At 53.8% G+C, this 11,933-nt stretch carries 15 protein-coding genes; 4 read left to right on the plus strand and 11 right to left on the minus strand.

Translation table 11 applies throughout. The annotated features are described in order from the left end of the window. Window positions 1-217: 217 nt before the first annotated feature. From I9W95_RS06430 to I9W95_RS06470, 9 genes are all read right to left on the minus strand, one after another. On the minus strand, window positions 218-1,165 hold the full coding sequence (locus I9W95_RS06430; RefSeq protein ID WP_225673050.1) for an alpha-L-glutamate ligase-like protein: 948 nt from the start codon (window positions 1,163-1,165) through the stop codon (window positions 218-220). 1 nt (window position 1,166) lies between these two features. Continuing rightward, entirely contained in the window at window positions 1,167-2,720 is a 1,554-nt protein-coding gene (locus tag I9W95_RS06435; RefSeq protein ID WP_225673052.1) for an inactive transglutaminase family protein, read from the minus strand. After that, a complete protein-coding gene (locus tag I9W95_RS06440; protein ID WP_225673053.1) occupies window positions 2,717-3,508 on the minus strand; it encodes an ATP-dependent zinc protease family protein in 792 nt (263 codons plus the stop codon). Before I9W95_RS06440 ends, I9W95_RS06435 begins: the two co-directional genes overlap by 4 nt. Before the next feature lie 182 nt (window positions 3,509-3,690). Beyond that, window positions 3,691-4,161, minus strand: a complete 471-nt coding sequence (bfr, locus tag I9W95_RS06445) for a bacterioferritin (RefSeq protein ID WP_225673055.1) — start codon at window positions 4,159-4,161, stop codon at window positions 3,691-3,693. 13 nt (window positions 4,162-4,174) lie between these two features. After that, window positions 4,175-4,639: a bacterioferritin gene (gene bfr, locus I9W95_RS06450; RefSeq protein ID WP_225673057.1), complete on the minus strand. Its 465-nt coding sequence runs from the start codon at window positions 4,637-4,639 to the stop codon at window positions 4,175-4,177. A 187-nt stretch (window positions 4,640-4,826) separates the two neighbouring features. Then, window positions 4,827-5,306: a DUF2947 domain-containing protein gene (locus I9W95_RS06455; RefSeq protein WP_225673060.1), complete on the minus strand. Its 480-nt coding sequence runs from the start codon at window positions 5,304-5,306 to the stop codon at window positions 4,827-4,829. A gap of 120 nt (window positions 5,307-5,426) precedes the next feature. After that, complete coding sequence (thrC, locus tag I9W95_RS06460; protein ID WP_225673111.1) at window positions 5,427-6,836, minus strand: threonine synthase; 1,410 nt, start codon at window positions 6,834-6,836, stop codon at window positions 5,427-5,429. A gap of 95 nt (window positions 6,837-6,931) precedes the next feature. Beyond that, complete coding sequence (locus I9W95_RS06465; protein ID WP_225673061.1) at window positions 6,932-7,435, minus strand: DUF3087 family protein; 504 nt, start codon at window positions 7,433-7,435, stop codon at window positions 6,932-6,934. Window positions 7,436-7,453: 18 nt separating this feature from the next. Then, on the minus strand, window positions 7,454-7,768 hold the full coding sequence (locus tag I9W95_RS06470) for an ArsR/SmtB family transcription factor (protein WP_225673063.1): 315 nt from the start codon (window positions 7,766-7,768) through the stop codon (window positions 7,454-7,456). Window positions 7,769-7,905: 137 nt separating this feature from the next. Between I9W95_RS06470 and I9W95_RS06475 the strand changes: the two genes are divergently transcribed. The 4 genes from I9W95_RS06475 to I9W95_RS06490 all read left to right on the plus strand — a co-directional run bounded on the left by I9W95_RS06475 (window position 7,906) and on the right by I9W95_RS06490 (window position 11,355). Beyond that, window positions 7,906-8,691: an SDR family NAD(P)-dependent oxidoreductase gene (locus tag I9W95_RS06475; RefSeq protein ID WP_225673066.1), complete on the plus strand. Its 786-nt coding sequence runs from the start codon at window positions 7,906-7,908 to the stop codon at window positions 8,689-8,691. A 138-nt stretch (window positions 8,692-8,829) separates the two neighbouring features. Further along, window positions 8,830-9,426 (plus strand): TetR/AcrR family transcriptional regulator, encoded by a 597-nt coding sequence (locus I9W95_RS06480; RefSeq protein WP_225673068.1) that lies wholly within the window; start codon window positions 8,830-8,832, stop codon window positions 9,424-9,426. Between the two features lie 21 nt (window positions 9,427-9,447). Next, on the plus strand, window positions 9,448-10,581 hold the full coding sequence (locus I9W95_RS06485) for an NADH:flavin oxidoreductase (protein ID WP_225673069.1): 1,134 nt from the start codon (window positions 9,448-9,450) through the stop codon (window positions 10,579-10,581). Window positions 10,582-10,764: 183 nt separating this feature from the next. Then, the gene (locus I9W95_RS06490; RefSeq protein ID WP_225673071.1) at window positions 10,765-11,355 is read left to right on the plus strand and encodes a lysophospholipid acyltransferase family protein; all 591 of its coding nucleotides are present in this window, start codon (window positions 10,765-10,767) and stop codon (window positions 11,353-11,355) included. Window positions 11,356-11,375: 20 nt separating this feature from the next. Here the strand turns inward: I9W95_RS06490 and I9W95_RS06495 are convergent, their stop codons facing one another. Further along, a complete protein-coding gene (locus tag I9W95_RS06495) occupies window positions 11,376-11,714 on the minus strand; it encodes an ATPase, T2SS/T4P/T4SS family (protein ID WP_318653595.1) in 339 nt (112 codons plus the stop codon). A 6-nt stretch (window positions 11,715-11,720) separates the two neighbouring features. After that, window positions 11,721-11,915 (minus strand): hypothetical protein, encoded by a 195-nt coding sequence (locus tag I9W95_RS18485; RefSeq protein WP_318653596.1) that lies wholly within the window; start codon window positions 11,913-11,915, stop codon window positions 11,721-11,723. Between the last annotated feature and the right edge of the window lie 18 nt (window positions 11,916-11,933).

An 11,933-nucleotide genomic window follows, 5' to 3' on the forward strand; every position in this document is an offset into this window, starting at 1 on the left:
AGGGCAAACGAGCCAGGACAGCGCGAAGCGGGCCGGTTTTTGCTCCTGCAAAACCTGCATTTCCGCCATCCATGGCGGTCAGGAATCACGCCCTTCCGGCGATAGGGGCGGTCCGACGTTTCGGAAGGCCCCTCTATGAGGACAAGGGGCCTGGAATATCTCGCAAAAGTTCAAATAAAAATTTGTGGGACAGCAATGCCTCGGGGCCTTTTTTATTTCAGCAGCAAAACCACTGCTGACTGAGAGCAACCCGCTGCTCAGCAGGCTTTAACACATCAGCATCTGCAAGCCGGTCGATAACTTCGAGACGAGGCAACAACCCAAAACCGTTTGCAACCTGAATCGACAACCCGGGCCGGGCATTGAGTTCCAGCAACATCGGGCCATAGCGATGATCGATTACCATATCCGTGCCCAGATAGCCCAGTCCGGTTTCATCGTAACAGCGGGCAGCCAGTACCAGCAGCTGCTGCCAATCCGGTATGCAAAGCGAGGCCAGTTCGACCCCGGTATCCGGATGATGCGTGACAGGCTCACCGCCCTGAACAGCCTTCAGAGCACGACCCGTCGCGATATCGATGCCAACGCCAACAGCACCCTGATGCAGGTTCGCTTTGCCATCCGATGAACGGGTCGATAAACGCATCATCGCCATAACCGGATAACCCCGACAGACAATCACACGAATGTCAGGAACACCGTCGAACGAGAAGTCCGACAACGCCGGATCAAATTCGATAAGTTCCTCAATAATCACGGTGTCCGGCGTCCCACCAAGGCTGTATAGCCCAGCCAGAATATTTGATACATGACGCTCTATCGACGCCATACTTACCGTCGAGCCACTGGTTTTCACCAGTACGCCGGATTCATCCCGACGCATCACCAGAATACCTTTGCCACCACTGCCCTTTGCCGGCTTGATGGCAAAACCGGAGACATCTGCAATTATTTCACCCAGTCTCTTCACATCATGCTGACTGTTAATCGTAGCAATCAGCCCAGGCGTTGTGATTCCCGCCTTCTGTGCCAGCAGTTTGGTTTTCAGCTTGTTGTCCACCAACGGGTACAGATGGCGAGGATTGTAACGACTGATATAGCGGATATTGCGCCGGTTCATGCCCAGAATACCGCGCTTACGCAACTGCCATGGCCAGATCAGCATATCAGCTCCCGAACACGCGGAAGCGTTTCAGCTCCAGCAGACGGTACCCTGCGTAAGAACCAATCATCAGTACCAGCGCGAGAATAATGAACTGCACCCCGATGAAGTTGAAGGTCAGGTGGCGCACCCAGGGGTTACTCATCGCCCAGTAAGCCAGTACAGCCGTCAGCAAACTACCGCCACCCTGAATCATCACTTCGCGACCGCCTTCTTCTTCCCACAAAATCGACATACGTTCGATCGTCCAGGACAGAATAATCATCGGGAAAAAGGTGATTTTCAGACCTTCCGTCAGCCCCACCTTATACGACAGCACACTGAACAGACTGATAATGGCAATCACGGTAATAATCACCGCTGTGATCCGCGATACCAGCAACAGATTCAGCCGCGACAGATAGCCACGAATAAATAAACCGGTAGCCACCACCAGCAGGAAGCCAATCAGGCCAGTCACCAGCGACGTCTGAATAAAGGCCAGAGCAATCAACACCGGCATAAAGGTACCGGATGTGCGGATACCAATCAGAATCCGCAGCACACACACCACCAGCGCACCAATCGGCAGCAGCAGAATGGTTTTGAACATGGCCTGCTCTTCAACCGGCAGACTATGAATCGAAAAGTTCAGGAAATCGTGCTGACTGGAAAGCTTTTCAGCGATATTGGCGTAAGTAGATTCTTCGCGACGCAGCATGGAAAAGCGCACTCCTGAATCCACCCCACCCGTTACATCCAGTACTGGTGCTCCGCGCTGTTCCCAGAGTAACAACGGTGCCTGAGTTTCCGCTTCAAAAGCCGAGTGTTCGAATCCCGGTAAGCGGAAGACTTCACTTTCGTCGCCACTCCAGACTCTTAACAACGGCAGCAGTGGCTGTCGACGGCGCCCGTCTTCCAGTGCCAGGCCGTAAACAACCGACGCTGGTACCCGTGCCTTGTGCAGCATATTGACCCACAGTTCCGGTAAACGACCGGCAAAATGGGTGCGCAGTAACTCGATATGCTGAGATTGCTGATCATCGTGGAAGCGCTTCAGAATTTCGCGCGCCAGGCTGAAATTATCAGCCGAGGTGGTGTAAGCCTCATTCAGTACGCTGCCGATGGCGGTAGCATAGGGTTCCTCCCAGCTGACCGCTCTCAGAGCAGGCGCAGGCGGTGGTGCTACATCGGCAGAGGGACTGACCAGAACCTCAGCCCGGTAAAACAATTCCTGACGACCATCCGCCGCACGGATAGTCCATTCCGCACGAGGCTGATCACCATCTATAAAATTCAGTCCATAACCCGGTGAAGCTCCTGCCTCCTTGAGCAAGGTAAATCCGGTCTGACTGGTTGGCCGTGCCATGGCCACCCGCACCGGATCGCCCTTAGCATCAAATTCAACACGTGCTTCCACCGACCAGATGGTCTGGGTTTCGCCGTACAGCAACGGGACTTCATAAGCCCAGTGCCGGTGCAGGATCAGTACACTACCAACCACCAGCAGGAAGGTCACCACCGCAAACAGCGGCAGACGTGGCAATTGCGTCAGCGTGTTCATCGCAGGACGATTCATGACTGCGGCCCTTCATTATTCTGCATCTGTGGATGCTCTTCAGTGGCCGGGATATCCGGTACAAACTTCGGATGAATAAACTGCTGACCGACATCAATCAGGGTCACGTCCCGAAGAAATTCGCGCCCCAGTAAAATGGGATAGGTCATTTGTGAGCGATCCGTCAGCGAGAATTCCGTCTCCTGCTGTAAATGGCTACCAAGATTCACGGTTAAAGCAACAACAGGCCGACGTTCTGCTTCATCACTGCTGGCCTGACGAATACGAACATGACGGACCAGTGGCGCTTCAATGGTCAGCGCTTTGGCTTCGTCATCATGCTGTAAATCAAAACGTACCCAGCGTTCACCATTGCGCTCGAAGCGTTCGATATTCATGGCGCTGAGAGAAGAGGTGGCCGCCCCACTATCGATCCGAGCCTGGTAATGGTGACCCGGCGGTGACAGATAGATCCATTCACTGGAGCCAATAATGGTCTTACCCTCATAAACAACAGCAGGTGCTTCCTGAGGAGGACACTCTGCCGTGATAAAGGCCGGATTGGATGAGTTGATGCTACCAATGCCCTGCTCGACCCGTTCCAGAGTCTGACGCTGCTCTGCCATCTCGGTACGCAGATCATCGAAGCTCTGACACTGCTGCTGGCGATGACGGGACTCAGAATCGTCGATAAGAGACTGGATGCGATCCAGGGTAACAGAACGATGATCAGGCCCTGGCCAGACTGAACAGCCAGTGGTCAGCAGAACGCCCTGAAACAGCAGAATACAGGCCGCCCGAGTGGGCATGGAAACCTCCAGAAATAAGGGAGTGCGGCGGGCATTTAACCACAGATGGGTGGGCAACCAGAACCAGAGTTCATTCTTTTTCATCAGGGGCCAGAGGCAATCACAAAGTCAGCGTGATCTGACCCGCAGAAACGAAAAAAGCTCCCGCAGGAGCTTTTCTTTTCATGCAACAGACTGTTGTTTCAGCCCATTTGCGACTGCAGGTAGTTCTGCAGACCGATCTTGCCGATCAGGCCAAGCTGCTGTTCCAGCCAGTGGGTATGATCATTCTCGGTATCGTCCAGCAGCACCTGCAACATATCGCGTGTCTGGTAGTCCTGAACCTGTTCACACAGTGCCATCACTTCACGCAGATCAACAATCACCTTGTATTCCAGATCAAGGTCGCTCTGCAGCATGGCCGGAACATCTTTACCAATATTCAGTGGTACGCGGGTTACCATATCCGGCGTACCGCCAAGAAACAGAATGCGTTCAATCAGCTTGGACGCATGTTCTTTTTCGTCTTCAAATTCGTGATCAATACGCTCGAACAGTTTCTTCAGTCCCCAGTCGTCGTACATACGGGAATGAATAAAATACTGATCCATGGCACTCAGTTCACCGGCCAGCAGCTCGTTCAGTTTTTCAATTACCTGTGGATTGCCTTTCATGATCTGCCTCCGGTTACATCATGGATTGCTGATAGTTTTCGATACCCACCTGACTGATCAGCTGCTGCTGAGTTTCCAGCCAGTCGAGGTACTCTTCTTCGTATTCCTGAATTTCTTCAAGCAGCTCACGCGACACGTAATCTTTTACCGATTCACAGTACGCAATGGCCTCTTTCAGCACATCCAGTTGCTCAAGAATCTGATCCATATCGCATTGCAGCATTTCGGCGGTATTTTCACCAATACGCAAACGATTCAGTTTCTGCAGATTCGGCAGACCTTCAAGAAATAAAATGCGCTCAATAAGCTCATCAGCCTGTTTCATATCCTTAATGGACTTTTTATAGGCCTTTTCATTCAACGCACTCAGACCCCAGTTTTTAAACATGCGGGCATGAAGAAAATACTGGTTAATGGACGTTAGTTCGATAGCAAGCACCTGATTCAGGTACTCGTTCACTTTGGCATCGCCTTTCATTATGGTCTGCTCCTGCGCTGAGTATCGATAAAGTCTATGCCCAGCGGGTTTCAGGTGCAACTTAACGCCTGTTTTATTACATAACTTTTCGCCTGAATTGCGCTAGTTAAAAACAGAGTATGAATAGTAATTAAAGTGAGAATCAGATGCGGATAATATCCGCCATCATCGGCGGATATTATGGCAATCAGCCAGCCGGGCGAATGCCGATATCAAAGGTACCGTCAGAATGGAAACGCACCGTTTGCTGGCGTTTACGGGCAATAAGAATTGGCTCGTCATCGTAGAATAAAAAGTTCTTCCAGTGCAGACGCAATGTCTTCCAGCTGGTGTGAACAATATGATCGACGCTGTAGCAGAAGAATACCTGGGTATTGTCATCCCAGCTCAGGTGCGCTGCCATCAGTTCCGGTAACTCGTTGCTGTCAGCATCCCAGGGGCCCTGCCAGTCGCCCTGATCCGTCCAGACGCCATTACGTGCCGGCCAGTCATCATTCATAAAGTGGCTGGCATGTGACGCTTCTTTGCTGATGTGCTGTCGCCAGAACTGATTGGCATCGGCCTCAGCCAGTGGGCGAATATCGGCGAGGGTTTCCTCCGGCACCGGTAATTCACGATGACGGAAAACCCAACCCTGTTTGTAGTCAGACCAGTTCTGATAATTCATGAAGCGTTTAACCTGTTGCAATCCTGAAAGGGTAGCATTTATTGAACACAGGCTGAATGCCTGCACAGAAACAGAAAGGCCACCCGAAGGTGGCCTGTTCCGTAAAAGCTCTGAGTAAACTCAGTCTTTAAAGGTATTGGCAGCGATAAATGCCTGCACTTCTGCCAGATCCGCCGGCAGAACGTTCAGGCGCTCTTCACGCTCCATCAGGTCCGTCAGGTGGTGTGGCAGTTTCGGCATGTCATAGCCGGCACGCTGTACCGCTTCTTCGAACTTCACCGGATGGGCAGTACCCAGAGTGATCATCGGAATGTTGTTGTTACGGCGACACTCGCGCGCGGCCTTCACGCCAATCGCAGTGTGAGGGTCCAGCAGGTAACCGGTTTCGTTAAACACTTCCTGCATCATCGCCACGGTGGTGTTTTCATCAACGGCGTAGCTGTCGAACAGTTCGCGTGCTTTCGCCAGCTTGTCTTCAGCCAGAGAGACAACGTCTTTCTTAGCGTTCATGCGAGTCATCAGATCCGCCAGTGCTGCACCGTCACGATCGTAGAGATCAAACAGCAGACGCTCGAAGTTGCTGGAGACCGCGATATCCATCGATGGAGTAATCGTGTGCTGCAGCGGGTGTACTTCGTACTGGTTCTTGCTCATCAGACGGTGCAGAACATCGTTGCTGTTGGTAGCAATTACCAGCTGCTCAATTGGCAGACCCATCTTACGCGCCATGTAACCGGCGAAGATGTCACCGAAGTTACCGGTTGGCACGGAATAGGCCATCGGACGCAGCGGACCGCCCAGGTTCAGGCTGGAATAGAAGTAGTAAACGATCTGCGCCATGATCCGCGCCCAGTTGATGCTGTTTACTGCAACCAGTTTACGCTCACCGCGCAGGAACTGCTGATCGCCGAAGCTGGCTTTAACCATATCCTGCGCCTGGTCGAAGTTACCTTCGATGGCGATGTTGTAAATATTGTCGCCTTCAACGGTAGTCATCTGGCGACGCTGAACTTCGGATACCTTGCCGTTCGGATGCAGAATGAAGATATCCACATTACGGCAGGCTTTGGTGCCTTCAATGGCAGCAGAACCGGTATCACCGGAAGTCGCACCCATGATCACAACTTTCTCGTGACGGCGTTCCAGTACGTAGTCCAGCAAGCGACCCAGCAGTTGCAGAGCAAAGTCTTTGAACGCCAGTGTCGGGCCGTGGAACAGTTCCAGTACGTATTCGTTGTGGTCGATCTGCTGCAGAGGTGCGATCGCTTTGTGGCCGAAGTTGGTGTTGTTGTACACCGCTTCCAGCATGCCTTTCAGCGCGTCAGAATCAACACAGCCTTCCACGAACGGGTAAATCACTTTGTGTGCCAGTTCGGTGTACGGCAGGTCACGCCAGGATTCAATCTCTTCGAGGCTGAACTGGGGTACTTCTTTTGGCACGTACAGGCCGCCGTCGGTCGCCAGACCTGTCAGCAGCACATCTTCAAAGGTCAGCTCCGGGGCGTTACCGCGGGTGGAAATGTATTTCATCATGTCAGGAAAGCCTGCAGGTTCAATCGATAGTAAAAAATTGCGCGTAGTTTACATGGTTCGGGCCCAGCGTGCATCACGGCAGGCCGACGTCATCACAGTTGCTGCAACAGCTCGGGCGCGTAGTCCTCAACCGTCGGACTGAGTCCCAGCGCGGCCAGGCGTTCATCAAACTCAGCAATCTGACGATTAAGATCATCCAGCGTGAGCGTGTTGTCTTCCAGTTGGTACAGATGGCGGGAGCCATGCAGCTGGAAGTAACGAATCACGAACGCCACTTCGCGCTCGTCTTCCAGCGCCTTCTCCAGCTTACGGCTGGCGCGGTAGATTCGGTTCAGCTCAGACTTCAGACGTCGCGCGTAGGTGATCTCGGCCATATAAGGCTTGTCTTTAATCACATTCACGACACCCGCCAGCAGGAAGGCGGATACTGCCACCGCCGCCAGATTCAGCAGAGTGTTAGAGTCGCCGTCAGACCACAGTGCAATAAACAACTGCGATAACAGCAGCGACAGCACCAGCAAGCCAGCAACCAGCCCACCCTGAAAGCGATTCAGGCGTTTTTTGAACAGACTCTTATCAATGTTTTCCAGCTTCATAGACTTTCTGCAATTCGCTCAGTGTTGAAAAAATTCACTCAGTTCCTGAAACAGCGCATCGTTCAGATAGCAGGTAAGGAACTTGCCCTGCTTTTCGACACGAATAAGCCCTGCATCCACCAGCGCCTTTACATGGTGAGACACCGTCGGCGCACCGATATTCAGCTTACTGATGAAGTCGGTGACACCGCAGCCACTGTCAGGCGCGGGCATGCCCCTGTTCTGACGGTGATGATCCACCACCTCCAGATATATCTGCAGCCGGTTAGGATGCGACAGCGCCTTAAACGCTGCGGCCAGGTGGCTGATCCCCGTGCTGGTCATTCGACACATACCCATCTCCGGGCCGTTGATTATGGGCGGCAGTGTACTGCGTAAACTGGCGTTTTTTAACCGCCAAAATACTTTGACAGTTATCAAACTGTTCTTTTAGCATAAATACTTCGATAACTATCAAAGTATAAAAACACATGAAAACGTTTCAGCACAAAACTGCCCTGATCACCGGCGCCTCCGCCGGCATAGGTGAATCTTTCGCCCGTCAGCTGGCCGCAGCCGGCTGCAATCTGGTACTGGTCGCGCGCCGGGAAGAACGCTTACAGGCGCTGAAGCAGGAACTGGAACAACAGTATCCGATCAGTGTCGAGGTACTGACGCAGGATCTGTCCGTGCCCGGTTCAGCACAGCAGCTGTTTCAGCGCACTCAGGCCCTGCCACGCCCGGTGGACCTGCTGATAAATAACGCCGGCTTTGCCCGGCACGGCAACTTCACTGACGTCGCGCTGGACGTTCACAGCCGTATGATTGCGCTGATGGTCACCACCCTGACCGAACTGACCTGGCTTTACGCCAAAGACATGAAGCAGCGTGGCGGTGGCCACATTCTGCTGGTGTCATCGCTGCTGGGTTTTCTGCCGGGACCGGGCTTTGCCAGCTACGCCGGTAGCAAGGCGTTTGTGCTGAACTTCGCCGAATCCCTGGCGCAGGAACTCAAGCCGCACAATATTCGCATCAGCGCCCTGTGCCCGGGCGGCACCGCCACCGAGTTTATGGATGTTGCCGGCCAGAGCATTCGCGGCATGCGCGAATTGGCCATCATGAGCAGCACGTCCGTTGCCCGCGCAGGTTTACAAGGGGTTATCCGCGGCAAGGCCAGCGTAGTGCCAGGCCTGCTGTATAAAGTATCGGTATTTGGTATCCGCTTTATTCCACGCCAGCTACAGGCGATCTTCGGTGCCATGGCCACCCGCAGTTAAGCAACACAGTCATACGCCCTGACGAAGTCGGGGCTGTCACTTCCCCGACAATTGTCTCCCTACCCGAAAACTGTCACTTTTGCCCCGCGATAACCAACCTACCAGTAGGTAGGCTGGTTACATTCACGGGAGTTCACTATGGTCCGATCAGCCAACAATACACGTCAGCAACTGGTGGAGATTTCCGCCGACCTGCTGTGTCGCCGCGGCTTCTCTGGTTTCAGCTATCAGGATCTGGCCAACGAACTGGGTATTCGCAAGGCGTCGGTACACCACCACTTCCCGCAGAAAGCCGATCTGGGGCTGGCCTTGTGCGACTGGACCGAAGCCTGGTTACTGGACGGTTTTCAACATTTTGACCGGCAGGCCAAAGGCGCGGTCGACAAGCTCAACCGCTACCTGCGCGCAGCCGCCAAACACGCGTTCAACGACGATAAGCAATGCCCGATCAGTGCACTGCACAGCGACCTGCCGGTACTGTCGGAAGCCATTCAGCAACGCCTGAAAGCACTCAGTGAAACCGAACTGAGCTGGGTAGCCGCTGTGTTTCAGCAGGGCCTCGAAAATGGCGAGTTGCAGGCACCACAGCCTGCCACTGACGCACGTGAAATGGCCCGTCTTTTTATCGTTGCCTGCAAGGGCGCGCTGTTCTATGCGCGTCTGCTGGGACGTGAACACTTCGAACAAAGCATGGCATTACTGCTGCGTCAGTGGCTGCCACAAACACATCAATAACCTGCACTACAGGAACAGAGAATGAGCAACGTACACAGCGCTGTCAGCGCACTGTTTGAACCGATTGAACTGGGCCCACTGCAGCTGAAAAACCGCATCGCAATGGCGCCTATGACCCGTACCTTCAGCCCGGGTAACGTGCCCAATGATCTGGTGGTGGCCTACTACGCCCGCCGCGCAGAAAACGAAGTGGGTCTGATCATTACCGAAGGCACCTGTGTCAACCACAAGGCCGCGAACGGCTATCCGCGCGTACCGTTCATCTATGGCGACGACGCTCTGGCTGGCTGGAAGAAAGTGGTTGACGCCGTACATGCCAAGGGCGGAAAAATTGCTCCACAGCTGTGGCATGTGGGCGCCATCCGTAAAGAAAACACCGGCGCCGATCCGGATCCATCGGTACCGGGTTACAGTCCGTCTGGTCTGGTGCGTCCAGGTGTTGAAAACGGCGTTGCCATGAGCAAGGAAGATATTCAGGAAGTCATCGAAGCCTTCGCTCAGGCCGCAGAAGATTCCAAACGTATCGGCTTTGATGCAGTGGAAGTACATGGTGCACACGGCTACCTGATCGACCAGTTCTTCTGGGAAGGCAGCAACCAGCGCGATGACGAATACGGTGGCGACCTGGTTGGCCGTACGCGCTTTGCCTGCGACATCGTACGCGCCATTCGCGCACGTGTTGGTGCCGATTACCCGATCATCTTCCGATTCTCACAGTGGAAACAGCAGGACTACAGCGCCCGCCTGTGTAACAGTGCCGAGGAACTGGATGCCTTCCTGAAACCGCTGGTTGAGGCCGGTGTGGATATCTTCCATTGCTCTACCCGTCGTTTCTGGGAAGCGGAATTTGAAGGCTCTGAACTTAACCTGGCTGGCTGGACCAAGAAGCTGACCGGTAAGCCAGTGATCACCGTAGGCAGTGTCGGCCTGAACGCCAGCTTCATTGATGAAGACAAGCGTGACATGGTGGCTCAGTCCGGTGTGGCCACCGCATCGATCGATGAACTGGGTCAGCGTATGGCACAGGGCGAATTCGATATGGTCGCCATTGGTCGTGCCCTGCTACAGGACCCGCAGTGGGTACTGAAAGTCAAAGGCGGTCGCTACGACGAGCTGGAAGACTACAGCAAAGAAGCTCTGATGCAGCTGGTATAACCCTCAGCGCTTATCCGTGCTCAGAAAGCAGCCTGCGGGCTGCTTTTCTGTTTTTGATAAATCACTGAAAAGCACCTGTCTCTTGACCCAGATTCCTTTCTCACCGCCCATAAGGTGCGTATGATGCCGCCGCCACCAGGGAAGGGTGCTAACCTCATAAGAATCACTACCAAGAGACATCTCATGCACCGTACCATGTTCGACACACCGATAGTTCGCCCCGTTCTGCGCGCGTTTTCGCTGATCACTCTGCGTCTCGCCGGCTGGAAAGTTGAGGGTGAAATCCCGGCCGATCTGAAAAAGTGTGTGATGATTGCCGCCCCTCATACCAGTAACTGGGACCTGCCTTTTACGCTGATGATTGCCTTCGCGATGAAGGCGCCGATTTACTGGATGGGCAAAGACAGTATTTTCAAACCGCCATTCCGGCGCCTGATGATGTGGATGGGAGGTGTGCCCGTCGACCGTTCAAGAGCCAACAACATGGTGCAGGCATCCATTGATGAAATGAACGCCAGCGAACAGATGTTCCTGATTGTTCCGCCGGAAGGTACCCGCAGTAAGGTCGATAGCTGGAAAACCGGTTTCTACCACATAGCGCACGGTGCCGGTGTACCGGTGCTGATGGGCTTTCTTGATTTTCAGCGTAAGCGTGGCGGCTTCCTTGGCACCTTCACCACCAGCGGCGATGCCGAAACCGATATTGCGGCGATCCGTAAACATTACACACACATCAGCGGTAAGAAGTCCTCCCAGTTCGGGAATGGTCAGTAACAACCTTCCCTGTCGGACGATCACATATCCGACAGGGTTACGTCATCCATTCCCCCGGGCGCAGCGCGCCCTGATAACTTCATCTGCACCCGCAGATTATTAGCAGAGTCGGCATTACGTAACGCCACGTCGGCATCGATCAGACCATCCTGCACCAGCAGAAACAACGCCTGATCAAACGTCTGCATGCCATTGTTACGACTCTTCTCCATGGTTTCTTTCAGCTCCTGCAGAATCTGTGGATGGCGACTTTCCGGGAAGAAATTCAGGATGCGATCAATCGCCTGGTTAGCATTATTGGCATGCAGGGTCGACACCACCAGATGCCCGGTTTCGGCATAATTCAGCACATGCTCCATGGTTTCCTAATCGCGAATCTCACCGATCTGAATCACATCCGGGGCCTGGCGCAGATGCTTCAGCGTGCCATTGAATTTGGCGCAGGGTGGCGCACCAGTAGACAGATACAGGTCTGAGCCACCGTGCCTGGCGAGCAACGTCAGATAAGCCGTCAGGTCCATACCCCCCTGAGTGAACAGTTGCTTCCCAAAGGCTGGCACCGGAAATCCACTGCCTGA

Origin of the sequence: Thalassolituus marinus (assembly GCF_020320395.1) — a bacterium.
Lineage (GTDB): Bacteria > Pseudomonadota > Gammaproteobacteria > Pseudomonadales > Oceanobacteraceae > Venatoribacter > Venatoribacter marinus.